The 24,559-nt window shown below is 69.1% G+C and carries 24 protein-coding genes; 16 read left to right on the forward strand and 8 right to left on the reverse strand.

Going from position 1 to position 24,559, the window contains the following annotated elements:
* Positions 1-5: 5 nt before the first annotated feature.
* Genes KF892_19595 through KF892_19605 form a run of 3 tightly spaced genes read left to right on the forward strand, consistent with a single transcriptional unit; the run spans position 6 to position 3,119 of the window.
* Positions 6-1,184: a YbfB/YjiJ family MFS transporter gene (locus KF892_19595; GenBank protein MBX3627229.1), complete on the forward strand. Its 1,179-nt coding sequence runs from the start codon at positions 6-8 to the stop codon at positions 1,182-1,184.
* Positions 1,181-2,140: an MBL fold metallo-hydrolase gene (locus KF892_19600; protein MBX3627230.1), complete on the forward strand. Its 960-nt coding sequence runs from the start codon at positions 1,181-1,183 to the stop codon at positions 2,138-2,140. Before KF892_19595 ends, KF892_19600 begins: the two co-directional genes overlap by 4 nt.
* Before the next feature lie 13 nt (positions 2,141-2,153).
* Positions 2,154-3,119 (forward strand): hypothetical protein, encoded by a 966-nt coding sequence (locus tag KF892_19605; protein ID MBX3627231.1) that lies wholly within the window; start codon positions 2,154-2,156, stop codon positions 3,117-3,119.
* Between the two features lie 12 nt (positions 3,120-3,131).
* Here the strand turns inward: KF892_19605 and KF892_19610 are convergent, their stop codons facing one another.
* Positions 3,132-4,229 (reverse strand): YcaQ family DNA glycosylase, encoded by a 1,098-nt coding sequence (locus KF892_19610; protein ID MBX3627232.1) that lies wholly within the window; start codon positions 4,227-4,229, stop codon positions 3,132-3,134.
* Positions 4,230-4,398: 169 nt separating this feature from the next.
* Here KF892_19610 and KF892_19615 point away from each other — a divergent pair, with 169 nt between their 5' ends.
* The 3 genes from KF892_19615 to KF892_19625 all read left to right on the forward strand — a co-directional run bounded on the left by KF892_19615 (position 4,399) and on the right by KF892_19625 (position 7,522).
* Positions 4,399-4,953: a carboxymuconolactone decarboxylase family protein gene (locus tag KF892_19615; protein ID MBX3627233.1), complete on the forward strand. Its 555-nt coding sequence runs from the start codon at positions 4,399-4,401 to the stop codon at positions 4,951-4,953.
* An 80-nt stretch (positions 4,954-5,033) separates the two neighbouring features.
* Positions 5,034-5,690, forward strand: a complete 657-nt coding sequence (locus tag KF892_19620; protein ID MBX3627234.1) for a response regulator transcription factor — start codon at positions 5,034-5,036, stop codon at positions 5,688-5,690.
* Complete coding sequence (locus KF892_19625; protein ID MBX3627235.1) at positions 5,690-7,522, forward strand: sensor histidine kinase; 1,833 nt, start codon at positions 5,690-5,692, stop codon at positions 7,520-7,522. The genes KF892_19620 and KF892_19625 overlap by 1 nt, the downstream gene beginning before the upstream one ends.
* Before the next feature lie 217 nt (positions 7,523-7,739).
* On the opposite strand, the gene KF892_19630 is transcribed toward KF892_19625, so the two are convergent.
* Both KF892_19630 and metK read right to left on the reverse strand, forming a co-directional pair.
* Positions 7,740-8,585, reverse strand: coding sequence for a helix-turn-helix transcriptional regulator (locus KF892_19630; protein MBX3627236.1), 846 nt, complete (start codon positions 8,583-8,585; stop codon positions 7,740-7,742).
* A gap of 137 nt (positions 8,586-8,722) precedes the next feature.
* The gene (metK, locus tag KF892_19635; protein ID MBX3627237.1) at positions 8,723-9,907 is read right to left on the reverse strand and encodes a methionine adenosyltransferase; all 1,185 of its coding nucleotides are present in this window, start codon (positions 9,905-9,907) and stop codon (positions 8,723-8,725) included.
* A 136-nt stretch (positions 9,908-10,043) separates the two neighbouring features.
* On the opposite strand from metK, the gene KF892_19640 reads away from it, so the two are divergent.
* From KF892_19640 to KF892_19675, 8 genes are all read left to right on the forward strand, one after another.
* Entirely contained in the window at positions 10,044-10,907 is an 864-nt protein-coding gene (locus KF892_19640; GenBank protein MBX3627238.1) for a lysophospholipid acyltransferase family protein, read from the forward strand.
* Between the two features lie 44 nt (positions 10,908-10,951).
* Positions 10,952-11,803 carry a lipid A biosynthesis acyltransferase gene (locus tag KF892_19645; GenBank protein ID MBX3627239.1) on the forward strand — a complete coding sequence of 284 codons (852 nt, stop codon included), beginning with the start codon at positions 10,952-10,954 and terminating at the stop codon, positions 11,801-11,803.
* 36 nt (positions 11,804-11,839) lie between these two features.
* The gene (gene dapF, locus KF892_19650) at positions 11,840-12,697 is read left to right on the forward strand and encodes a diaminopimelate epimerase (protein MBX3627240.1); all 858 of its coding nucleotides are present in this window, start codon (positions 11,840-11,842) and stop codon (positions 12,695-12,697) included.
* Complete coding sequence (locus KF892_19655; GenBank protein MBX3627241.1) at positions 12,694-13,371, forward strand: DUF484 family protein; 678 nt, start codon at positions 12,694-12,696, stop codon at positions 13,369-13,371. Before dapF ends, KF892_19655 begins: the two co-directional genes overlap by 4 nt.
* A gap of 6 nt (positions 13,372-13,377) precedes the next feature.
* Positions 13,378-14,313 carry a tyrosine recombinase XerC gene (locus KF892_19660; GenBank protein MBX3627242.1) on the forward strand — a complete coding sequence of 312 codons (936 nt, stop codon included), beginning with the start codon at positions 13,378-13,380 and terminating at the stop codon, positions 14,311-14,313.
* A 96-nt stretch (positions 14,314-14,409) separates the two neighbouring features.
* Positions 14,410-14,844, forward strand: coding sequence for a MarR family transcriptional regulator (locus KF892_19665; GenBank protein MBX3627243.1), 435 nt, complete (start codon positions 14,410-14,412; stop codon positions 14,842-14,844).
* Positions 14,841-15,278 carry a DUF4442 domain-containing protein gene (locus KF892_19670; protein ID MBX3627244.1) on the forward strand — a complete coding sequence of 146 codons (438 nt, stop codon included), beginning with the start codon at positions 14,841-14,843 and terminating at the stop codon, positions 15,276-15,278. Before KF892_19665 ends, KF892_19670 begins: the two co-directional genes overlap by 4 nt.
* 36 nt (positions 15,279-15,314) lie before the next feature.
* A complete protein-coding gene (locus tag KF892_19675; protein ID MBX3627245.1) occupies positions 15,315-16,499 on the forward strand; it encodes a class I SAM-dependent methyltransferase in 1,185 nt (394 codons plus the stop codon).
* Here KF892_19675 and KF892_19680 read toward each other — a convergent pair.
* Entirely contained in the window at positions 16,486-16,974 is a 489-nt protein-coding gene (locus KF892_19680; GenBank protein MBX3627246.1) for an Lrp/AsnC family transcriptional regulator, read from the reverse strand. The genes KF892_19675 and KF892_19680 overlap by 14 nt on opposite strands.
* A gap of 137 nt (positions 16,975-17,111) precedes the next feature.
* Here KF892_19680 and glmS point away from each other — a divergent pair, with 137 nt between their 5' ends.
* Positions 17,112-19,004, forward strand: a complete 1,893-nt coding sequence (glmS, locus tag KF892_19685; GenBank protein ID MBX3627247.1) for a glutamine--fructose-6-phosphate transaminase (isomerizing) — start codon at positions 17,112-17,114, stop codon at positions 19,002-19,004.
* 41 nt (positions 19,005-19,045) lie between these two features.
* Here the strand turns inward: glmS and KF892_19690 are convergent, their stop codons facing one another.
* Positions 19,046-19,360: an acylphosphatase gene (locus KF892_19690; protein ID MBX3627248.1), complete on the reverse strand. Its 315-nt coding sequence runs from the start codon at positions 19,358-19,360 to the stop codon at positions 19,046-19,048.
* 90 nt (positions 19,361-19,450) lie between these two features.
* Here KF892_19690 and KF892_19695 point away from each other — a divergent pair, with 90 nt between their 5' ends.
* On the forward strand, positions 19,451-19,717 hold the full coding sequence (locus KF892_19695; GenBank protein ID MBX3627249.1) for a hypothetical protein: 267 nt from the start codon (positions 19,451-19,453) through the stop codon (positions 19,715-19,717).
* Positions 19,718-19,731: 14 nt separating this feature from the next.
* Here KF892_19695 and KF892_19700 read toward each other — a convergent pair whose 3' ends face one another.
* Genes KF892_19700 through KF892_19710 form a run of 3 tightly spaced genes read right to left on the reverse strand, consistent with a single transcriptional unit; the run spans position 19,732 to position 24,405 of the window.
* Positions 19,732-21,933, reverse strand: coding sequence for a response regulator (locus KF892_19700; protein MBX3627250.1), 2,202 nt, complete (start codon positions 21,931-21,933; stop codon positions 19,732-19,734).
* 58 nt (positions 21,934-21,991) lie between these two features.
* Complete coding sequence (locus KF892_19705; GenBank protein ID MBX3627251.1) at positions 21,992-23,209, reverse strand: RtcB family protein; 1,218 nt, start codon at positions 23,207-23,209, stop codon at positions 21,992-21,994.
* Between the two features lie 50 nt (positions 23,210-23,259).
* Positions 23,260-24,405, reverse strand: coding sequence for a slipin family protein (locus KF892_19710; GenBank protein ID MBX3627252.1), 1,146 nt, complete (start codon positions 24,403-24,405; stop codon positions 23,260-23,262).
* Positions 24,406-24,559: the final 154 nt, after the last annotated feature.

Raw genomic sequence — 24,559 nt, forward strand, 5'->3', positions numbered from 1 at the left:
ACCGCATGCACGAGCGCCCGTTGCCGCCCCTGGCCATTGCCACCGCGCTCGCGCTGGGCGCCGCGGTGTCGCTCGGCCTGGCGCGCTTCTCCTATGCGCTGCTGCTGCCGCCGATGCGCGCCGACCTCGCCTGGACTTACCTCACCGCGGGGGCGATGAACACCGCCAACGCGGCCGGCTACCTGCTGGGCGCGCTGCTGATGCCACGTGCGCTGGCGCGCTGGGGCGCCCGGCCGCTGTTGATCGCGGGCAGCGTGTCGGCTGCCGCTTTGCTTGCCGCGCATGGCCTTGGCCGCGGCGACGCCGTGCTGTACGCGTTGCGCCTGCTGACCGGCGTGGCCAGTGCGGCGACCTTCGTTTCGGGCGGCCTGCTCGCGGCACGCCTCACCGGCGCCCCCGCGGGCCTCGTGCTCGGCATCTACTACGGCGGCACCGGCGCCGGCATCATCGCCTCGGCCCTGCTCGTGCCGCCGCTGGTGTCGCTGCCCGACGGGCACGGCTGGCGCTGGGCCTGGGTGGCGCTCGGCGCGCTGGCGCTGCTGGCGACCGCCATCGCCGCGCGCGCCACGCGAGGCCTCACGACGGCTGCGGCGTCGTCGGCCCACCACGCGCCGTTCCGCTGGGCGAGCCTCGGCTTCGGCCTCGCGTCGTACTTCCTCTTCGGCCTCGGCTACATCGGCTACATGACCTTCGTGGTCACGCTCCTGCGCGAGCAGCAGATGAGCCTCGGTGTGGTCACGCTCTTCTACGGCCTGCTCGGCGTGGGCGTGATCGCGTCGTCGTTCCTCTGGGCCGGGCTCCTGCAGCGGCACCGCAGCGGGCGCCCGATGGCGGTGCTCAACGTAATCCTGGCCGTGGCCACCGTGCTGCCGGTGCTCAGCACCCATGTGCTGGCGGTGTTCGCCTCGGGCGTGCTCTTCGGCGGCGTGTTCCTGTCGGTGGTGGCGTCGACCACTGCGCTCGTGCGGCACAACCTCGGGCCCGCCGCGTGGCCGGCCGGCATTGCCGCTTTCACCATCGTCTTCGCGGCCGGGCAGATCGTGGGCCCGAGCCTCGTGGGTTGGCTGGCCGACGGGGCCGGTGGCCTGCGCGCGGGCCTGGCCGTCTCGGCCGGCGTGCTCGCGCTGGGCGCGTTGCTGGCGTCGTGCCAGCGGGCACTGCCCTTGCCGGAGCATCATCCATGACCGTGAAGCCACCCTCCGTCGACCTGCAAGCGCATCCGGCCCTGGCCGGCCTCACCGTCTTCGAGCGCGGCTGGCTGTCGTCGAACAACGTGCTGATCCATGCGCATGGCGACGAGCCCGGCGCGGTGCTCGTCGACAGCGGCCACGTCACGCATGCGGCGCAGACCGAGACGCTGGTGCGCCATGCACTGCAGGGCCGGCCGCTCGGGCGCATCGTCAACACGCATCTGCACTCCGACCACTGCGGTGGCAACGCGGCGCTGCAGCGCGCCTTCGGCGCCGTGGTGCTCACCCCGCCCGGCCATGCCGACGCCGTGCGACGCTGGGACGAAGAGACCTTGAGCTACGCGCCCACCGGCCAGCTCTGCGAGCGCTTCGAGCTGCACGGCACGCTGGCGCCGGGCGAGCCGGTGCGGGCGGGAGGGCGTGAGTTCGAGGTGATCGCCGCGCCGGGCCACGACCCGGAGTCGGTGGTGCTGTTCGACGCAGCGTCCGGCCTGCTGATCTCGGCCGATGCCTTGTGGGAAAACGGCTTCGGCGTGGTCTTCCCCGAGCTGGAAGGCGAGGCCGCGTTCGCCGACGTGGCCACCGTGCTCGACATGATCGAGCGCCTGCCCGTGTCCGTCGTGGTGCCGGGCCACGGCCGGCCCTTCACCGACGTGCCTGCGGCGCTCGCACGCGCCCGCACGCGCCTGGCCTCGTTCGTCAACGACCCGCAGCGGCACGCGCGCTACGCGGCGAAGGTGTTGATCAGCTTCCACTTGATGGAAGTGCGTGGGCAGACGCTGCCCGAGCTCTTCGAATGGGTGGCCAGCACGCGCTACTTCGCGAGCGTCTGGCAGAGTGCCGGCCAGGCCGACGCAGAGTCGCCTGCTGCCTGGGGTGAGCGGCTGGTGTCGGAGCTGGTGGCCAGTGGCGCCGCACGCCGTGTCGGCGAGCGCATCGAGCCTGCATGAGGAGCCCGCCTGCATGAAACGTCTTGCCGCTGTCGTGATGCTGTGCGGCCTGGCCGCCTGTGCCACGCCCGACACCTTCGTCGCCGCCGACCTGGAGCCCGGGCGCCTGCCCACGCCCGACACCACGCTCGACATCCCCGGCCTCGGCCCCTGTACCGACAACCCCGACCGCCGCTTGCACATCGACGCGAGCCAGCCGGTGCAGGTGCTGGTGCACGGCTGCTTCGGCTCGTCGGGGCAGTTCCGGGGGCTGGCGCAGGTGCTCGCCTTCCACGGCCAGCAGGCCGCCTGCTTCACGTATGACGACCGGGCCAAGCTGGCCGACAGCGCGGCCGAACTGCGCAGCGCCCTCACGCAGCTCGCCGCGCGCTCGCGCGTGCCGCAGGTCACCGTGATCGGCCACAGCCAGGGCGCGCTCATCGCACGCCGGTCGCTCACCGACACGCTCGCCGAGCCGCTGCCTGCGCGCCCGCTCGGCCTGCGCCTGGTGACCGTCTCGGGACCGTTCGCCGGCATCGAGGCGGCGCGAACGTGTGGCCGCACCTGGCTGTATCCGTTGACGCTGGGCCTGCTGCCCGTGAGCTGCTACGTCACGACCGGGGCCAAGTGGACCGACATCACCTTCTCGTCGCGCTTCATTCGCGAGCCGGGTTCGTTGGCCGCGCCGGTGCTCGACCACCTCAAGATCGACACCGACGAGCGCAACACCTGCCGCCGCACCGAGGCCGGCCGCTGCGTCGAGAGCGATGACATCTTCTCGCTCGACGAGCAGCGCCATCCCGCCGTGGAAAGCGAGCCGCGCCTGAAGCGTGTGCTGGTGAACGCCGGCCATGTGGAGATCGTGGGCGACAAGCGCGAGGCGCCGATGAAGCTGTTGAGCGTGTTGCAGGCCGAGGGCGTGTTGCGCCCGACGCCACCCACGCAGGCGCTCGCGTTCGAGCGGCTGCTGTCGCGGGTCTACCGAGACGAGCCTCGCTGAGGCGCGCGGGCGTCAGTCGCCCAATCGCAGGAAGCGGCGCATGCGCGCGAGTTCCGCGTCCAGCTCGCGGCGGAAGAGAGTGTCGCGCGGGGCTTTCGCTGCGAAGCCGAGTGTGTGCGTCAGCTGCGCATCCACCACCGAGAGCGTGCCCCAGCCGATGACACGCTCGCCCCACAAGAGTGGCAGCGCGTAGTAGCCGAGCCGGCGCTGTGCGGCGGGGGTGTAGGCCTCGAACTTGTACGTCCAGCCCCAGAGCAGCTCGAAGCGGCGGCGGTCCCACACGATGGGGTCGAAGGGCGCGAGCAGGCGCACCTCGTCGTCGGGCGCATGGCGGGCCGAGCGCGGGTTCTCGTCGGCCGGCCAGTACCAGGTGGTGCCGTCGAGTTGCAGGCTCGCGAGGTGCTCGCGTGCGAGGCGCATTGCGGCCTGCGTCTGCGTCTTCAGGTGCGGCGCGCCGTAGCCGAGCAGGCGCGCGAGGTAGGTGAGGCTGGCGGCCGGCAAGGGCGCGTACTTGCGCACGATGAGCTCGATCAGCGCGGCGGCGCGCAGCGTGCGGCCGGCCGGGCTGTCGTCGCCTTGCGGATGCGCCGCCACCTCGTAGATGCGGGTGCCGTTCTCGCGCCGCGCCACGCGCAGCAGGCCGCGGTAATGCATGCCGTCGAGCAGCTTGGTGCTCGCGCTCGACGAGCCGCCCCAGTAGTTGGTGATGCGGCCGTGGGCGAAGTGTTCGTCAACCTCGCGCGGGTGCACCTGGCCACGTTCGCGCACGAAGGCCAGCACCTCGTTGGCCTGGCGTTTCGTCGTGGGCTTCCACGGGTGCGCCGCGACGCGCGGGTGCATCAGCGCCAGGTGCTCGCGCGGCAGGAAGCCGTAGTTGACGAGGCAGTCTTCTTCGATCGGCAGGCGTGCGTAGCGGCGCTCGAGGTCGCCGGCCATGTAGCCCTTCACGCGGTGGCGCAGCGTGAGGTCTTGCGCGCGGGCCGGTGCGCGGATCGGGTCCGCCTGCACGAAGCCAAGCTTCTGGATCGCCCGCGCGAGGGTGGTGGGTGCAAAGAGCGTGCGGGCGACGGCGTAGCGGCGCAGGTCGTCGATGGTGATCGGGGCGGGCATGCGATCGATTCTGTCGCCGGGGGTGCGCGGATGTACAGGTCCGGAAACGGCGTGTCAGCAGGCTTGCAGCCGCGCGGAAAGCATGGCGGGGCAGTGGGATCGAATGCTTTACTTTTTATAGCGTTTTGACTAGAGTGGACGCTATGAAAAATGAAGCAATGAGTCCCCGATGACTGCCACTGCCCGCATCGCCGCCGCATCGTCGCCGTTCCCACCCGAGGTGCAGGCAGCCCTCGACCGGGTCATGCCACCCGGCATGCCGCCGCTCGTGCTCTTCACCACGCTGGCGCGCGACCCGCGGCTCTTCGGCAAGTTCTTCGCCGGCGGCCTGCTCGACCGCGGCCACCTCACGCTGCGCCAGCGCGAGCTGGTGATCCACCGCACCACGGCGTTGTGCAGATCCGAGTACGAGTGGGGCGTGCATGTGCGTGGCTTCGCCGACAAGGCCGGGCTCGATGGCCCGCAGCTCGCCTCGACCGTGCACGGCAGCGCCGACGATGCCTGCTGGAGCGACGAAGACCGGCTGCTGATCCGCCTGTGCGATGCGCTGCACGGCGGCTGCGATGTCGACGACGCGCTGTGGGCCGCGCTGAGCGCTCGCTTCAGCGAGCCGGCGTGCCTCGAGCTCCTGATGTTGTGCGGCTTCTACCGCACCGTCGCTTACCTCACCAACGCGCTGCGCCTGCCGCTGGAAGCCGGCGCGGCGCGCTTCCCCGAGGCGTAGGGAGGGCTCTCGGTCCTCCCATGTTCTGAGGAGGCAAAAGGGCGCTTCTCCCCGGGGGCTCGTGAGAACATCCGGGCCTCATGGAGCCCATCACCGTAGCCCTGGTCGAAGACGATGCCCGCGTGCGCGAGCGCTTCCAGCGCGTCATCGCCGCGGAGCCCACGCTGCGCCTGCTGCACGCCGCCGGCACGGCGCAGGAGCTCTTGACCTGGTTTGCCGAAAACGCGGTCGACGTGCTGCTCGTCGACCTGGGCCTGCCCGACACGCCCGGCCTCGAAGTGATCCGCCAGGCGCGGCGCATGCAGCCCGCGTGTGCGGTGATGGTGATCACGATGTTTGCCGACGAGGCCAACATGCTGCAGGCCTTCGAGGCGGGGGCCGGCGGCTATTTGCTGAAAGACGGCACCGAGGCCGACCTTGCGGCCCACGTGCTCAGCCTGCATGGCGGCGGCTCGCCGATGTCTCCCATCATCGCGCGGCAGTTGCTCGTGCGCTGGCAGGCCAGCGCGCCGCCGACCGCGCCGCGCGTGGGCACGCCGGTGGCCTTGTCGAGGCGCGAGTCCGAGGTACTCGACCTCATCGCACGCGGCTTCATCTACCCCGAGATCGCGCAGCAGATGGGCCTGTCGGTCAGCACCATCCAGACCCACGTGCGCAACATCTACGGCAAGCTCGACGTGCACAACAAGACCGAAGCCGTGTTCGAAGCGCGGCAGCTGGGGCTGCTTCGCGGGTGATGATCCGCGCCTGTCTCGCGTTGCTGGGCGTGTGCCTGGCACTGTGCCTCGCACCGGCCTCGGCGGCCGAGCCGGTGATCACGCTGGACCGCGCCCAGGCCACCCTGCGCCCCGACGGGCTGCCAGCGCACGAAGGCGAAGTCGACCTCGCGCGCCGCTGGGACATCGACTTCCCCGGCCGCGACGGCAGCGCCACCTATCGCCTCGCGCTGCCCCCGCGCACGCACGACGAGCCGATGGCGCTGCTCTTCTCGCGCGTGGGCAACCAGGTGCTGGTGCAGGTCAACGGCGTGACGGTGCAACGGCTCGGCACGCTGGGCGAGCCGGTTTTCAATGCGGCGAAGACGCCGTACCTCGTCAGCGTGCCCGCGGCCCTGCTGCGCGCCGACCGTGCGAACGAGCTGCGGGTCGACGTGACCATCCAGCGCCAGCGTTGGGGCGGGCTCTCGCTCGTGCTCTACGGTACGCAGGCGGCCGTGGAGCCGATGTATGCCGAGCAGCGCCGCTGGCGGCATTTCTCGTCGGTCATCTTCGCGGTGAGCCTCACCGTGATGGGCGGGCTCGCGGGGGTGTTGTGGTGGCGGCAGCGCGATGCGCTCTATGGCTGCTTCAGCGCGGCCGCCTTTCTCGGCGTGGTGCGCAACCTCGACCAGGTCTGGCCTGACGTGCCGATGTGGTGGCCCTTGTGGGGCGCCATCACCGCGGTGGCCTACATCTGCCACCTGGCGCTGATCTGCCGCTTCGCCTTGCTGGCGCTCGGCGCCGCACCCGCTTGGACGGGGCGCGCCCTGTACATCGCGATGGGGCTGGCGTCGGCGTTGTCGATCGCGTCGTTCACCCTGGCGATGCCGATGCTCTACACCTTGGGGCTGGCCGTGCTCGTGCCCGTGGGGCTGACCACGCTCGCGATCATCGTGAGGGCGGCCCTGCAGGGGCGCGGCCGTTTCGGCTGGCTGCTCGTGGTGGCGGCGGTCATCGCGGTCGGGGCAGGCATCTACGACCTGAGCTTCGTGCGCTTCAGCCACTCGACCGGCCTGCGCAACAACCTCACGCCGCACGCGATCTTCCTCTTCGTGCTGATCATGGCGGGCCTCGTGGCCGAGCGCTACAGCCGCTCGGTGGCCGACTACCGCGCACTGAATGCGAACCTCGCACAGCGTGTGGCCGAGCGTGAGCAGCAGCTGCACCAGGCTTTCGGCGATCTGCAGAAGCAACAGCAGGAGCAGGCGGTGCTGACCGAGCGCCAGCGCATCATGCGGGAGATCCACGACGGCGTGGGCTCGCAGCTGGTGGGCCTCTTGAGCATGGTCGGCCAGCGCAACACCGACCCGGCCGTGCTCGAAGAGCATGTGAAGCAGGCGCTCGACGAGATGCGCATGGCCGTCGACTCGCTGCAGCCGGTGCATGGCGACCTGGTGGCGGTGCTGGCCACGCTGCGCTACCGCTTGCAGCCGCGCCTGGCCGCCGCCGGCGTCCAGGTGCGCTGGGACGTGTCGCAGCTGCCGACCCTGCCGCAGCTCTCGCCGCAGTCGGTGCTGCAGGTGCAGCGCATCCTGCTCGAAGGGTTCACGAATGTCCTCAAACACGCACGCGCCAGCGAGGTGGCCGTGCAGGCCCAGGTGGTCGACACCGAGGGCGGCGAGGTGATCCAGCTCTCGCTCACCGACAACGGCGTGGGCCTGCCGGCGCAGCGTGAAGGGGCGGGGCACGGGGTGGCCAACATGCAGTCGCGCGCGGCGAGCATCGGTGCGTCGCTTCGGGTCGAGCGGGGGCCGGAGGGTGGGACGTCGGTGGTGCTGCACTGGCCGATGCAGGCGGCCGGCAAGGCCTGAGAGGCTCTAGAAGACTTGGGCCCTCGAGGCCCGGTTGCGAAGCCCAGCGAGGACTTGCCGGTACCGGTCGACAAGCCCTCGCCGCTTCTCCCCCACCTCACCAATCGCGCACTCACCGGGCTGGCAGCGGACGACCCTCTTGCGAGCCGATCTCGACCTGCCTGGCAAGTGCCTCCCTTGCTCTCGTTTGCGTGACAGCGATGTATCGAGCGCAATCCTAGGGACGCGGGTCGAAGTGGTCTTGAACGTTTCGGCCTGCGCCGCTCGGCGGTGCGCTGCGCCCGATGAGCGGCACCTGCATCGGCACGGCGGGCGTGAAGCGGCCATAGCGCTGGAACTCGCGGTTCATGTGGGCCTGGTCGCTGTAGCCGGCCTCCGCCGCCACCACGCTCGGGCGCGCGCCTGGCTCGCGCATCAGCATCATGGCGCGGTGAAAGCGCACGATGCTCGCAATGCTGCGCAGCGGCACGCCCACCGCTTCGTTGACTTCGCGCCGCAGCGCGCGCTCGGAGACACCCAGTTGCCGGCACAGCAGCTTGAGGTCGGGGCGCTCCCGTGCGCTGCGCAGCAATCGCACGGCTTCGACGGCGAGCAACTGGCCAGGGGTGGTGCGCGCAGACTGCAGCAGCTCTTGCGCCGTCGACACCAGCAGGCGCTTCAGCTCCGTGAGCGAACGAGAGCGCTTCAGGCGCTCCGCGTGCTCGGGGAGCAAGGCGTCGGCGTCTTCGTGCAGGAGTTCACGGTCGCGCAGCAGTTTGGGCGAGATGCCCAGGCAGGCGCCCGCCCAGCCCAGGGTGAAGCGCAAGCCCATCAAGCCCGTGCCGGCCTGGGCGGGCACGTCTCGGGCGTGCAGGGTGGGGCCCGCGATCACGATGCGCGGGCGGGAGAGGGTTTCGCCGTCGTCTTCAAGGTGGAAGCGCACCACGATGTCGGTGCGGCCATCGGGCAGCACACGCTGCAGGTCGGGGCCGCTCGCGACGAAGATCCACAGCGCTTCGACACGCCCAGCGTCGAGGCCGTCGAGGGGCAACTCGGTGTAGGGGATCAGGGGAGGCTGGGGCACGGACGGCTCGCGGGACTGCCGCAAAAGTGTATGGACGTGCTCTTTGAGGGCCCATCCCCCTTGCTGGGGTGAGCTTTGCGCTGCGCTGCAAAAAAACGGGCCGCATGTGCGGCCCGTCTTCTTGTCTCGCAGCGGTCTTACTTGAGACCCGCCGCAGCGCGCAGCGCCTGTGCCTTGTCGGTCTTCTCCCACGAGAACTCCGGCTCCTCGCGGCCGAAGTGGCCGTAGGCGGCGGTCTTCTCGTAGATGGGGCGCAGCAGGTCGAGCATCTGGATGATGCCCTTCGGGCGCAGGTCGAAGTGCTCATTGACCAGCGCGGCGATCTTGTCGTCGGGGATCACGCCGGTGCCTTCGGTGTAGACCGTGACGTTCATCGGCTTGGCCACGCCGATGGCGTAGGCCACCTGGATCTGGCACTGCTTGGCCAGGCCAGCCTTGACGATGTTCTTCGCCACATAGCGGGCGGCATAGGCGGCCGAGCGGTCGACCTTCGACGGGTCCTTGCCCGAGAACGCGCCACCGCCGTGCGGGCAGGCGCCGCCGTAGGTGTCGACGATGATCTTGCGGCCGGTGAGGCCACAGTCGCCCTGCGGGCCGCCGATGACGAAGCGGCCGGTCGGGTTGATCAGGTAGCGGGTTTCCTTCAGCCACTCTTTCGGCAGCACCGGCTTGATGATCTCTTCGATGATGGCTTCGGTGAACGAGGCCTTCATCTTGTTCTGCGTCTCGCTCTGGTCGGGGCTGTGCTGGGTGGAGAGCACCACGGTGTCGATGCTGTGCGGCTTGCCGTCCACGTAGCGCATGGTCACCTGGCTCTTGGCATCGGGGCGCAGGAAGGGCAGGCGGCCGTCCTTGCGCAGCTGGGCCTGGCGCTCCACGAGGCGGTGCGCGTAGTAGATCGGGGCGGGCATCAGCTCGGGCGTCTCGTCGCAGGCATAGCCGAACATCAGGCCCTGGTCGCCGGCACCGATGTTGAGGTGGTCGTCGGAGGCGTGGTCCACGCCCTGGGCGATGTCGTTCGACTGCTTGTCGTAGGCCACGAGCACCGCACAGCCCTTGTAGTCGATGCCGTACTCGGTGTTGTCGTAGCCGATGCGCTTGATGGTGTCGCGCGCGACCTGGATGTAGTCGACGTGGGCGTTGGTGGTGATCTCGCCCGCCAGCACCACGAGGCCGGTGTTGGTCAGCGTCTCGGCGGCCACGCGCGAGCGCGGGTCCTGCTTGAAGATGGCGTCGAGGATGGCGTCGGAGATCTGGTCGGCGACCTTGTCGGGATGGCCTTCAGAGACGGATTCCGAGGTGAAGAGGAAATCGTTGGACACTCTTTAAACTCCAGTGGGTTGCACACATTGCGTTGCCGAGCTGGGTTCAGAGAGCGGCGAACGCTTTAGCAGGATTTTTGAATCGCCCCGCAAGTAGTTCAGTAACTCGGCGATTGGCGCTGATTATAAGAAGCAGATGCTCACGCTCTTCCACTGGTTTGCGGGGCTGCCCCTCGCAATGCTTCACGCCCTGGGCAGCTTTCTGGGCTGGCTCACCTATCTGCTGTCGCCCACCTACCGGCGCCGCATGGCGGCCAACGCGGCGCAGGCCGGGTTGGGCCCGCGGCAATGGAAGCCGGCCATCGCGTCGGCCGGCCGCATGGTCATGGAATTGCCGTATCTGTGGATGCGCAAGCCGGGCGAGCCCATCCTGCCCCGCGTGCGCTTCGAGGGCGAGGCGCTCCTGGGTGACGCGCTGGCGCGCGGCAAGGGTGTGCTGCTGCTGACGCCGCACATGGGGTGCTTCGAAGTGGCCGCGCAGGCGATCGCCGAACGCTTCGGCGGCACCCGCCCGATCACCGTGCTCTATCGCCCGGCGCGCAAGCCCTGGCTGCGCGAGCTGGTCAAGACCTCGCGCGAGCGGCCGCAGCTGCATGCGGCGCCGGCGTCGCTGTCGGGCGTGCGCCAGATGATCCGCGCCCTGCGCAAGGGCGAGATGGTGGGCCTGCTGCCCGACCAGGTGCCGCCCGAGGGCATGGGCGTGTGGGCCTCCTTCTTCGGCCGCGAGGCCTACACGATGACGCTGGCCACGAGGCTGGTGCAGCAGACCGGCGCCGAGCTGCTGCTGACCTGGGTGGAACGGCTCCCGCGCGGCGCGGGCTACGTGCAGCGCTTCTTCCCGTTTCCCGAGCCGCTGCCCGAAGAAGGCCGCGCGGCGGCCGAGGCCATCAACCGTGCGATGGAAGGTCTGATCCGCCAGTGCCCGCAGCAGTACCTGTGGGGCTATCACCGCTACAAGACGCCACGGGCGCAGGCGGTGGCCGACGAGGCGTCAGCATGAGCAGCCGCGCCGAAACCCTGGGTGCCCGCGTGCTGCTGGGCGTGATGTGGTGCCTGCACCTGCTGCCACTGTCGCTGCTCGCGGCGGTGGGCAACGGCACCGGCCGACTGCTCTACGCGTTGGCAGGCGCGCGGCGCAAGGTGGCGCTGCGCAACCTGGAGCTGTGCTTTCCCGAGCTGTCGGCCCGGGAACGCGAGCGCCTCGCCCGCGAGCATTTTCGCTGGCTCGGCCGCAGCATCCTCGAGCGCAGCCTGCTGTGGTTTGCCCCGGCCGAGCGGCTCAAGTCGATGATCCACGTCGAGGGCGACGTGAAGCTTGCCGAGACCAGCCCGCGCCCGGTGATGTGGCTGGTGCCGCACTTCATGGGGCTCGACGTGGCCGGCGTGGCGGTGCTGCTGTTCCAGAGCCAATACGCCTGCTCGATGTACCAGGCGCAGAGCAACCCGGTGATGGACGACATCATCCGCAAGGGCCGGCTGCGCTTCGGTGACAAGGCCGAGATCTTCCCGCGCAGCGACAAGGCGCTGCCGCTCATCCGCGCCATCCGCAAGGGCCACGCCTTCTTCAACCTGCCCGACATGGACTTCGGCGAGCGCGACGCCGCCTTCGTGCCCTTCTTCGGCGTGCAGGCCGCGACGCTGCTCGCACCCTCGCGCATGGCCAAGGCCTTGGACATGGTGGTGCAGCCCGTGGTGGCCGAGATGCTGCCGGGCGGGCAGGGTTACCGGGTGCGCTTCGGCGATCCGCTGCCCGGCTTTCCCAGCGACGATGCCGTGGCCGACACGGCCGCGATGAACCGCTGGATCGAGAGCGAGATCCGCCGCAACCCGGCGCAGTACCTCTGGGTGCACAAGCGCTTCAAGACCCGCCCGGCGGGCGAACCGTCGTTGTACTGACGAGGGCTTTTCGCAAAGCGGCCGGATAATCGCGAGATGCAACTCCGGTTCACCAAGATGCAGGGCGCGGGCAACGACTTCGTCGTGCTCGACGCCACGCAGCAGCCGCTCGACCTCACGCCCGAGCAGTACCGACAGCTCGGCGACCGCCGCTTCGGCGTGGGTGCCGACCAGATCCTCGTCGTCGAGAAGAGCCGCACGCCGGGCGTCGACTTCCGCTACCGCATCTTCAACGGCGGCAGCGGCGATGAAGTCGAGCAGTGTGGCAACGGCGCACGCTGCTTCGTGCGCTTCGTGCGCGACCGCGGCCTCACCGACAAGAAGGTGATCCGCGTCGACACCCTCAACACACAACTCGAATTGCGCCTGCAAGACGACGGCCGCGTGACCGTCGACATGGGGGCGCCGGTTTTCGAGCTGCCGCAAGTCCCCTTCGACCCGCAGGGGCTCAGCCCGCGCCGCCACGGCGATTTCGAACTCTGGCCGCTCGACGTGGGCGATGGCGTCATCGACGACGTGGCCGTGCTCTCGATGGGCAACCCGCACGCGGTGCAGGTGGTCGACAGCGTGGACCACGCACCCGTCGAGGTGCACGGCCCGCTGATCGAAGCCGACCCGCACTTCCCGCGCAAGGTCAACGCCGGCTTCATGCAGGTCGTGAGCCGCAACCACATCCGCCTGCGTGTCTACGAGCGCGGGGCTGGCGAGACGCTCGCCTGCGGCACCGGCGCCTGCGCGGCGGTGGTGGCGGGCATCCGCCTTGGCCTGCTCGACAAGCGCGTCGACGTCGATGCGCGTGGCGGTCGCCTCACCATTGAATGGCAAGGGGGCGATTCGCACGTGCTGATGACCGGTCCGGCCGTCACCGTTTTCGAAGGAGAAATTTCGCTGTGAGCATCCAAGGCATCACCGAGCAGGACATCGCCAACTACCTCGCCAACACGCCGGGGTTCTTCGAGCGGCACGCCGAGCTGCTGGCCTCTATCCAGATCATGAGCCCGCACGGGCAGCGCGCCGTCTCGCTGCAAGAGCGGCAGATGGAAATGCTGCGCGAGAAGCACAAGGGCCTGGAGCAGCGCATCGTCGAGATGATCCGCCACGGCCAGGAAAACGTGGCCATCGCCGACAAGCTGCACAAGTGGACGCGCGCCATCATGCTCACCCAGAACCCGGGCGACCTGCCCGACGTGCTGGTGCGCGAGCTGAAGCACCAGTTCATGATCCCGCAGGCGGCCATTCGCGTGTGGGGCGCGGCCGAAGCCTTCAGCATGCTCGGCTTCGCCAAGCCGGTGAGCGACGATGCGCGCAGTTTTGCGTCGAGCTTGAGCCTGCCGTACTGCGGCGTCAACGCCGGCTTCGAAGCCGCCTCGTGGCTTGAAGACCCGCGCTCGGTGGCCTCGATGGCGCTCATCCCGCTGCATCACGGCGGCGCTGGCGAGGCCTTCGGCCTCCTGGTGCTGGCCTCGCCCGACCCCACGCGCTACAGCGCCGACATGGGCACCGAGTTCCTCGTGCGCATCGGCGAGATCGCGAGTGCCGGCCTGGCGCGGCTGTTGCCCGTCACCTGACGCCCCATGCCCGACGCAGCGAGTCCCGACGACGACCTGCGTCGGCATCTCGTTCATCTCGAAGTCGAGCGGAGGCTCGCAGCGCGCACGCTCGCGCTCTATCGCGACGCGCTGCAGCGCCTTCAGGCATTCGCGGCGGAGGCGAAGCTTGCCTCACCGCGTGTCGCACAAGTGCACCACGTGCGCCGCTGGGCCGCGCAGCTGCATGCGCAGGGCCTGGCATCGCGCAGCATCGCGCTGATCCTCTCGGCCTGGCGTGGCTACTACCGCTGGGCCGGGCGTGAAGGGCTGGTCACGCTGAACCCGGTGGATGGCGTGCGTGCGCCCAAGGCCGCGAAGCCGCTACCCAACGCCTTGTCGGTCGACCACGCGGTGGCACTCGCCGAGCAAGCCGATGAGCACGCCGACCCTGCGTTGGCGGCGCGCGATCACTGCGTCGTCGAACTGCTTTATGGCTGCGGCTTGCGCGTGGGCGAGTTGGTGGCGCTCGACGTGCAGCCGAGCGGCACGGCGGCGGGCTGGATCGATTCGTCCGATGCCACCGCCCACGTGCTCGGCAAGGGCGGCAAGCGGCGCAGCGTGCCCGTCGGCGGGCCGGGGCTCGCGGCCTTGCGGGCGTGGCTCGAGCAGCGCGCCACGCTGGCGGCGCACGGCGAGCCGGCCCTCTTCGTCAGCCAGCGCGGCACCCGTCTCACCGCCAGTCAGGTGCGCTCGCGCCTGAAGGCCCGTGCGCTCCAAGCGGGCCTGCCGACCCACGTGCACCCGCACATGCTGCGGCACTCGTTCGCCTCGCACCTGCTTCAGTCGAGCGGCGACCTGCGCGCGGTGCAGGAGTTGCTGGGCCACGCCAACATCACGACCACCCAGGTCTACACGAAGCTCGACTTCCAGCACCTGGCGAAGGTGTACGACGCCGCCCATCCCCGCGCAAAGAAGCGCTGAGTCCTGTCGCTGTTTTCCGCTGACGGCTGCCCGATTGCATTTACTTCGCATGCGTACTAATATAGTCCGCATGCGAAGTAAATCGAACCGCGGCCGATGAAGCCGCGCCTCTTTCACCTGGTGGCCCAGGCACGCCAGAACCTGTTCCGCTCGGCCGACCAGGTGTTCAGCGCCGAGCTCGAGGTGTCGGGCACGCAGGTGGTGGCGCTCTTTGCCATCCACTCGCAGGAAGGCTGCCAGCTGAAAGACCTGACGGCGCAGCTGCAGCTCAAGAACTCCGCCATCACCGGCCTCGTGGGCCGCATGGAGGACAACGGCTTGATCCGGCGCCAGCCTTGCGAGCAGGACGGGCGCTCGACCCGCCTCTACCTCACCGACAAGGGTCGCGAGGTGGTCGCGCGGGCCCAGCCGCTGCTGGCGCGAGTGAACGCGCAGCTCACCAAGGGATTCACGAACGACGAGCTTGCGGTCGTGGTCCGCTTTCTCCACCACGCCGCATCCATCCACTTCACCACGGAATCTTCGACATGAGCCAGAACCTCGCCCTCTACCAGCAACTCGGCCCCGAAAACTTCTCGGCCGCCATCGGCAACGTGGCCCCGTACTTCTCGAGCGTCGAGCCGCAGTTCGTCGACCTGCGCAAGGGCTTTGCCGAAGTGCGCATCCGCAACCAGCGCAAGGTGCACAACCACATCGGCACGGTGCACGCGATCGCGTTGTGCAACGGCGCCGAGCTGGTGGCCGGCACCTGCACCGACGTCTCCATTCCACAGGGCGCGCGCTGGCTGCCCATCGCGATGACGGTGCAGTACCTGGCCAAGGCCAAGACCGACATCCGCGTGGTGACCGAGGCCGATGGCGTCGACTGGTCGCAGCCGGGCAACATCGAAGTGCCGGTGGGCGCCTACGACACCGAGGGCACCAAGGTGCTGAGCGCGGTGATCACGATGAACGTCAAGCACTGAAGATGGCAACGGCCATCGAGCGCGACAATCGCGCCCATGAAAGCCATCACCCTGCGAGACGGCAAAGAGCGCTCGCTGCAAAAGCGCCACCCCTGGGTCTTCGAGAGCAGCATCCACTCGGGCAAGGCCGACCCCGGCGAGACCGTGCGGGTCAACGCCCGCGACGGCAAGTTTCTCGCGTGGGCGGCCTTCAGCCCGCAGTCGCAGATCCGCGTGCGGGCGTGGAGCTTCGACGAGACCGAGCGCATCGATGCGGCCTTCTTCGAGCGGCGAATCCGCAAGGCGATCGACATTCGCGCTCGCCTGCCGATCGCGAGCGACGCAGTGCGGCTCATCCATGGCGAGGCCGATGGCTTGCCGGGCCTCATCGTCGACCGTTATGGCGACACGCTGTGCGCGCAATTCCTGAGTGCCGGCGCCGAGCGCTGGAAGAAGACGCTCGCCGACCAGCTGCTTGCCGCCACGGGCCTCACCCGGCTTTACGAACGCAGTGACGCCAGCAGCCGCGGTCTCGAAGGCCTGCCCGAAGTGACGGGTTGGCTGCGGGGCGAAGGCCCGACCGAGCTCACCATCCACGAACACGACTGGCAACTCACCCTCGACGTGGCCGAAGGCCACAAGACCGGCTACTACCTCGACCAGCGCGACAGCCGCAAGCTCTTTGCCGACACGGTGCACCACTTCGGCTGCCAGCGCGTGCTCAACTGCTACAGCTACACCGGCGGCTTCAGCGTGGCGGCACTCGCTGGCGGGGCCACGCAGGTGACGAGCGTCGACTCGTCGGCCCCGGCGCTGGCCCGCGCCACCCGTCACGTCGCGCTCAACGGCTTCGACGCCTCGCGCCACACCGCGCTCGATGCCGACGTGAACCAGACGCTGCGCGAAGCGCTCAAGCGTGGCGAGCGCTTCGACGCCATCGTGCTCGACCCGCCCAAGTTCGCCCCCACCGTGAGTCACGCCGAGCGCGCGGCCCGCGCCTACAAGGACATCAACCGCCTCGCCTTCCAGCTGCTGGAGGTGGGCGGGCTGCTGTTCACCTACTCCTGCTCGGGCGGCATCAGTGCCGACCTCTTCCACAAGATCGTGGCCGGCGCGGGGCTCGATGCGAACGTGGATGGCCTCGTCTATGCGCGCACCGGCGCGGCGCCCGACCACCCGATGACGGTGACCTTCCCCGAAGGCGAGTACCTCAAGGGCCTGGTCGTGCTCAGGACCGCGTAGGCGCTGACGGCAAGACGATCGCGGGCTCGAACTTGGCCCGGTGCACGCTGAAGAAGGCCTTCACGTTGCGCACGTTGGCGTCTTGCGTGAAGAGGCGCTGCACCAGCGCGTGGTAGCCCGCCATGTCGGGCGCCTGCATCACCAGCATGAAGTCGGGCCCGGGTGAGACGCGGTAGCACTGCTGCACGGCGGCGTCGGCCACGGCCCGCGCCTCGAACGCGGCCAGGTGCTCCGCGCCCTGGCGGTCGAGCGTCACCTCGGCCAGCACGGTGAGCCCGGCGCCCAGCCGCTCGCTGGAGAGAAGGGCCACGCGCCGCTCGATCACGCCCGCGTCGACCAGGCGCCGCACGCGGCGCAGGCAGGTGGCCGGGGAGGTGTGGGCGGCGGCCGCGAGGTCCTGGTTGGACAGGGAGGCGTCCCGCTGAAGGAGGTCCAGCAAACGGAGGTCGGTGTCGTCGAGCGACATTTCTTCCATACTTGATCGAGATTTGAAGAATTATTCCGGCGGTCAAGGCGAGTGACGGATTATTTCGTTTGGCATTGAATATTGCAAGCATCGACCAAAGCCTACTTCCTACCATTCCCGCCATCCCATCTTTTTGGAAGCGCACCATGTGTGGCATCGTCGGCGCCGTCAGCACCAAGAACATCGTCCCCATCCTCATCGAGGGCCTGAAACGGCTCGAGTACCGGGGCTATGACTCCTGCGGCGTGGCCGTGCACCAAGGCGGCGAGCTGAAGCGCGCGCGCAGCACCGCCCGGGTGGCCGAGCTCGACGCGCGCGTGGCCGAAGACAAGATCGACAGCGGCACCGGCATCGCCCACACCCGCTGGGCCACGCACGGCGCGCCGGCCGAACACAACGCCCACCCGCATTTCTCGCCGGGCCCGCAACCCAAGCAGGGCACCGACGCAAGCGGCGTCACGGCCGTGGGCCGCATCGCCCTCGTGCACAACGGCATCATCGAAAACCACGACGAGCTGCGCAACGAACTCAAGACACGCGGCTACGTCTTCGACAGCCAGACCGACACCGAGGTCATCGCCCACCTCGTCGACCATCTGTACGAGGGCGACCTGCTCGCGGCCGTGCAGCAGGCCACGCTGCGTTTGCGCGGCGCGTATGCCATCGCAGTTTTTTGCCGCGACGAGCCGCACCGCGTGATCGGCGCACGCGAAGGCTCGCCGCTGGTGCTCGGCGTGGGCGCCGGTGACCGCAAGGGCGACTTCTTCCTCGCCTCCGATGCGATGGCGCTGGCCGGTGTCACCGACCAGATCGCGTATCTGGAAGAGGGCGATGTGGTCGACCTGCAGCTCGGCAAGGTGTGGATCACCGCGCGCTCGCATGGTGGCGTGATGTTCAAGAGCGTCGAGCGCGAGGTGCGCACGGTGCACGTGCACACCGGCGCGGCCGAACTCGGGCCTTACCGCCACTACATGCAGAAGGAAATCTTCGAGCAGCCGCGCGCGATTGCCGACACGCTCGATGCGGTGGAAGCCATCACGCCCGAACTCTTTGGCGACGGGGCCTACCGCGTGTTCAAGGATGTCGACAGCGTGCTCATCCTCGCCTGCGGCACCAGCTACTACAGCGGCTCGGTGGCCAAGTACTGGCTGGAGAGCATCGCGAAGATCCCGACCAGCGTCGAGATCGCGAGCGAGTACCGCTACCGCGACAGCGTGCCCAACCCACGCACGCTCGTCGTCACCATCACGCAGAGCGGCGAGACCGCCGACACGCTCGCCGCGCTCAAGCACGCGCGCAGCCTGGGCATGAGGCACACGCTGACCATCTGCAACGTGGCCACGAGTGCGATGGTGCGCGAGTGCGAGCTGGCCTACATCACCCGCGCCGGTGCCGAGATCGGCGTCGCGTCGACCAAGGCCTTCAGCACGCAGCTCGTGGGCCTCTTCCTGCTCACGCTGGCACTGGCGCAAGTGCGCGGCCACCTGAGCGAGCAACAGGAGCTGGCGCACCTCAAGGCGCTGCGCCATTTGCCCGTCGCCGTGCAGGCGGTGCTGGCGCTGGAGCCGCAGGTCATCGCCTGGTCGGAGATCTTCGCCCGCAAGGAAAACGCACTCTTCCTCGGCCGTGGCCTGCATTACCCGATCGCGCTCGAAGGCGCGCTCAAGCTGAAAGAGATCAGCTACATCCACGCCGAGGCCTACCCGGCCGGTGAGCTGAAGCACGGGCCGCTCGCCCTGGTGACGGCCGAGATGCCGGTGGTGACGGTCGCGCCCAACGATGCGCTGCTCGAAAAGCTCAAGAGCAACCTGCAGGAAGTGCGCGCCCGTGGCGGCGAACTCTTCGTCTTCGCCGATGCCGACACGCACATTGAAAGCGGAGAAGGCCTGCAAGTGATCCGCATGCCCGAGCACTACGGCGTGCTGTCGCCCATCCTGCACGTGGTGCCGCTGCAGTTGCTGGCGTATCACACGGCGTGCGCGCGCGGGACCGACGTGGACAAGCCGCGCAACTTGGCCAAGAGCGTCACGGTCGAGTAAATCAGCCGTTCGGCGGTTCGTATGGCCGGCGCAGCGCCGTGTCACGCGGTGGGCCGCCGTTCGAAGCTTTCGCAGTCGGGATACGGCGGCACCACCGGCGTCACGCCGACCTCGTCGACGCGCGCTGCCGGCGGGCCGCGTTGCAACCATGCCACCAGCTGCTGCAGTTGCGCCGGAGGCCCCAGCATCAGCGCTTCGACGGAACCGTCGAGCCGGTTGCGCACCCAGCCCTTCACGCCCAGCCTTTCGGCCTCGCGCGCGCAGCTGTCGCGGTAGCCGACACCTTGCACACGCCCGCGGACGCGGGCTGACCAGCATTCAACAGGTTCTTCGGGTGGACCCGCAGCGAAGCTCATCTCTCGACCTCTTCTCCCCCTCGGTCCGGCGGGTGCTGTCCCCGCAGGCGCGGTGTTGAGCGCGGCTGCATGTGGTTACAGAATTTCACCATGCGCCGCCCTCCCGATTTCAAACCCACCCAGGTCTTCGACTGGGCCCATGAGCCGTCCGACGAGCGGCCCACCGATTTCGGCCGTTCCACAGGGTATTCCGCGCTGTCGGGTTTCGGCAGCCTGCAGGAGGTCTCGGGTTCCGCCCATCGGCGGCAACGGTCGCAGGGTGCCAGCATGGCCCGGCTGATGGCCGTGACCTGCGTCGTGCTGGGCCTGAGCGTGTCGGCGCTGTACACGATGGTTCACTACCTGCGCGGGGGTTGACACCCGCGCACGCATCACACGCCGCTGGCCGGCTTGGCCAGCAGCATGTCGACCGAGTGCAGCAGGGCCGAGGGATCGGCCGGCTTGGTGAGGTGCACCGAAAACCCGGCCGCGGCGGCGCGGGCCTTGTCGGCCTCCTGGCCATAGCCCGTCAACGCGATGAAGCGGCCACGCCAGCCGGGGCTCGCGTTGCGCAGGGCCTGCGCGAGCTGGTAGCCGTCCATCTCGGGCAGGCCGATGTCGAGCACCACCACCTCGGGCTGCAGGCGCGCAAACGCGGCCAGCGCGTCGCGCGGGTGTCCGGCGGTCTGCACCTCGTGGCCGGCGTCGCGCAGCAGCTCGGCGGCGGTGTCGAGGGCATCGGTGTTGTCGTCGACCACGAGGACACGCCCCACGCCGTTGGCGGCCACACGCTGCGGCACGGTGTCGGCCGACAACGGCGGCTCGATGGTCGGCAGCTCGAGGGTGAAGCGGCTGCCGCGCTGCAGGCCCTCGCTGTGCGCCTGCACCTCGCCGCCATGCAGCTGCACGATGGTGCGCACGATCGCCAGGCCGAGGCCCAGGCCGCCGGTGGCGCGCTCCGAGGTCTGCGGCGCCTGGTAGAAGGGCTCGAAGACACGCTCCAGCGTCTCGGCCAGCATGCCTTCGCCTTCGTCTTCCACGCACAGGCGCGCGCGCTGGTGCAGCTCGTCCAGGTTCAGCGAGAGGGCGATCGTGCCCTGGCCGCCGAAGCGCAGCGCATTGGTCAAGAGATTCGTCACTGCCTGCACGAGGCGGGTTTCGTCACCTTCCACCCACAGCGGGCGTGAAGGCAGCTCGACGAACAAACCCTGGCTGCGCTTGGCCGCCACCGCCGGCTGCACCGCTTCGACGGCCCGCTCGACCACGCTGAAGAGGTTGACCGGCTCGCGGCGGATCTCGAGCTTGCCGCGCGTGATGCGCGAGACGTCGAGCAGGTCGTCGACCAGCCGTCGCATGTGGGCCACCTGGCGGCCCATGATCTCGCGCTCGCGCGCGGTGCTGTCGTCGCTCTTGCGGTTGAGCAGGTGCAGCGTGGTGAGCATGGGCGCGAGCGGGTTGCGCAGCTCGTGGCCCAGCACCGCGAGGAACTGGTCTTTCGCCTGCGCGGCGGCCGTGGCCTGGCTGAGTGCCTGGCGCATCGACTCGGTGGTCTCGCTCAGGCGCTGCGAGGCCGAGCGCAGCGCGCGGGCCATCTGGTCGATCTCCTGGATCTCGCTGTGCGTTTCGGCCACGGCCTGGCCTTCGCCGAGCCGCACGGCGCTGTCGCGCACGGCATGGATGTCTTCCGTGATGCGGTCGGCAATGCGCCGCGCGAGCGCCAGGCACAGCAGCACCGTGGCCAGCGCGCCCGCCACGTACCAGGCGAGGCTCGTGGCCAGGGCCTGGTCAGGGCCTTCGGTGGGCGCGCCGACGGCGACCGTCCAGCCCAGGTCGCGCAGGCGGGTGAAGCCGGTGTAGACGTCATCGCCTTCGAGCGACTGGGTGAGGCCGCTGCCGCTGCTGGCTTCGCGCGCGAGCAGCGCCTTGAGCGAGGGCGACGGCCCGCGGCTCTGGTGCTCGCGTGTGCGGGCGACGCGGTTCTGTGCACTGTCAAACACCGCGATCACCCAACCCGGCGGCACGCTCTGCTTCTGCAGCACGTCGAGGATGGGTTCGGGCTTCACCGCGGCCGTGAGCACGTGTGCGAGCTTGCCGTCGGCGACGATCGGCCAGCGCGCGGCAAAGGCACCCGACTGGCGCGGGCCGAAGGAGAGGGCGCCCACCACCGGCCGGGCGGTGCGGATCACCTGCGCGAGGCTCAGCGGGTCGACGACTTTCAGATCGCGGCTGCCGTAGGGCTCGGCCGTGTTGAAGAGCACCTCGCCTGCCCCATCGGTGAGCACGACGGCAGCCCACGCGGGGCGGGCCGCCACCTCGTTCTGCGCGACGTCGTAGAACGCAGCGATGTGGCCCTCGGCCAGCGGCCGCGAGCGCGCCATCGCGGCCAGCGAGCGCAGGGTGGCGTCGATCTCCGATTCCACCGCGCTCGCCAGCGCACGAGAGAGCTCCAGCGTGGAGCGTTCGAGGTTTTGCCGCTGCGTCTGGATGGCGCTCCAGATGCCCCAGCCGCCGAGCAACGACACCGGCAACAAGCCCACCGCCGCCAGCAGGATCAGCTTGTGGCGCAAGGGGCGGGCAGGGCGGGTGGCGGGCATCGGAGGGCAGGGTGAATGCGCGGGCGAGCTTACCCAATGGCCTGCGCGCCGGTGGCTTTCACCCTTTGACGCACACCACCTGCTTCAGCGTGTGCACCACGTCGACCAGCTCGCGCTGCGCTTCCATCACGGCGTCGATGTCCTTGTAGGCGGCGGGCGTCTCGTCGATGACGTCCTTGTCCTTGCGGCACTCGACACCTTGGGTGGCGTTGCGGTGGTCGGCCAGCGTGAAGCGGCGCTTGGCCTCGCCACGGCTCATCGCACGGCCGGCGCCGTGCGAGCAGCTCTCGAACGAATCGGCGTTGCCCTTGCCGCGCACGATGTAGCTGCGCGCGCCCATGCTGCCGGGGATGATCCCGAGCTGGCCGGCCTTCGCACTCACCGCGCCCTTGCGGGTGACGTACACGTCTTCGCCGAAGTGGCGTTCCTTCTGCACGTAGTTGTGATGGCAGTTCACCGCTTCGATGTGCGACTGGAAGTTCTTGCGGATCACCGTCTTCGCGGCTTCGATCACGCGCCGCATCATCACCTCGCGGTTGATGGCGGCGAACTTCTGCGCCCAGCCCACGGCACGCACGTAGTCGCCGAAGTAGCGGCTGCCTTCCTCGAAGTAGGCGAGGTCGCGGTCGGGCAGGTTGGCCTGATGGCGCATCGCGTCTTGCTTGGCCAGCTCGATGAACATCGTGCCGATGAAGTTGCCCACGCCGCGCGAGCCCGAGTGCAGCATGAACCAGACGGCCTTCTGCTCATCGAGGCACACCTCGATGAAGTGGTTGCCCGAGCCCAGCGTGCCCAGGTGCTGGATGTGGTTGGTCTTGGCGATCTTCGGGTAGTCGCGGCAGAGCTCGGTGAACTCGGGCTCGAGCTGCGCCCAGGCGGTGTTCACCGAGCCGGGTGGCTTCTGCCACGCGCCGGGGTCGCGCGCACCCGGCGAGCGGCCGTGCGGCACGGCGCGCTCGATGGCGGCACGCAGCGGCGCCAGGTTGTCGGGCAGGTCTTCGGCGGTGAGCGTGGTCTTGCACGCGATCATTCCGCAGCCGATGTCCACGCCCACCGCGGCCGGGATGATGGCCTTGACGGTCGGGATCACCGAGCCGACGGTCGCGCCGATGCCCAGGTGCACGTCGGGCATGGCGGCGATGTGCTTGAAGACGATGGGCAGGCGGGCTGCGTTGCTGAGTTGGCGCTTGGCTTCGTCTTCGACGGGCACGCCTTGCGTCCACATCTTCAGCGGCACGCCACCGGGCACGTCTTCGTGGATGTGTTGGGGTTCCATGATGTTGTTCCTTGTAGCACCCGCCTCCGTCGTCGGGAGGCGGGCAGGGTTTAGCGGAGCTTGACCAGGCCGTTGAGCACCTGATCGAGGCCTCCGAAGACGGAGATCTTGTCGATGCGCTCGGCCACGCGCTCCAGCGTCTCCAGCTCCTTCAGGCGCAGGGCGGTGGGGTTGTCCTCCATCACCTTGGCCGTGTTGAGCAGGGAGCGCGTGGCCGCGGTTTCCTCGCGGCGGCGGATCACGTTGGCCTCGGCCGCCTTGCCGGCCTCGACCACCTGGGCGAGGATGGTCTTCATTTCGCCCGGCAGCACGATGTCTTTCACGCCCACGCCGTCGATCTCGAGTCCGAAGACCGAGAGCTTGGCGCGCACGTGGGCCGACACGACCTCGTCGATCACCGACTTGTTCTCCAGCAGCTCGTCGAGCGTGCGCGTACCCACGGCCGCACGCAAGCCGAACTGCAGCTCGCGGTACAGGTGGTCCGCGGGCTTGGCGAGCTGGGTGTAGGCGGTCAGCACCGCATCGGCGTTGGCATAGCGCCAGGTGGCCGAGAGGTTCAGACGCAGGCCCACCTTGTCGCGGGTCAGGATCTCCTGGCCGGTGACGTCGAGGGCCTGCAGGCGCAGGTCGACCAGCTCGACCGACAGCGTGCGGTTGAACTTCCAGAAGCCGTGCGGGCCCGGCGGCAGCAGGCGCTCGACCTTGCCGTCGACGGTCAGCACGCCCACGCTGTGCTCGGGCACCTGCACGGTGAGCACGCCGGTGAGGCCGGCGACCGCACGCGAACGCAGCTGCGTTTGCGTGAGGCGTTGCACCAACGTGGCTGGCAGCTCGGCCGTGTCGGCGATGTCGATCACCTCGACATGCACGTCGACCAAACCCTTCCAGTACAGGCGACGCGTCGCCGGTGCCAGCAGCTCGACCAGCACGCCGTTCTCATAGCGCAGGCCGACCTGGGTTTCAGTGAGTTCGACGCGCACGAACTCCGCCTCGACCACCGCCGGCTCCTTGGCCAGCAGATAGTCGGACAGCGGGTGGGTGAACGCCGGCTGCTCGATCGAGAAAGTCTCGACGCGCAGGCGGTCGAGGCCGGAAGCGAGCCAGTGCGTGCCCGGTTGCAGCACGCGCTCGAAATCGCCATTGCGCAGCAGGAGGCCGCGTTCGTTCTTCTTGACGGTGACACGCTTGAGTTCCATGTTGGTTCTCCTTCTTGTGATTTGCGTGTGGATGAATGGATGCCCCCAAGCGGCGTCACCGCCGCTGCCCCGCGAGGGGGTTGAGTCAACTTGGGGCGGCCCGGCGTTGACTCAAAGGGTGCCGTTACAGGGACGGCAGCGGACGTTGGATGCC

The sequence above is a fragment of the Rhizobacter sp. genome, from assembly GCA_019635355.1.
Taxonomy (GTDB): domain Bacteria; phylum Pseudomonadota; class Gammaproteobacteria; order Burkholderiales; family Burkholderiaceae_C; genus Rhizobacter.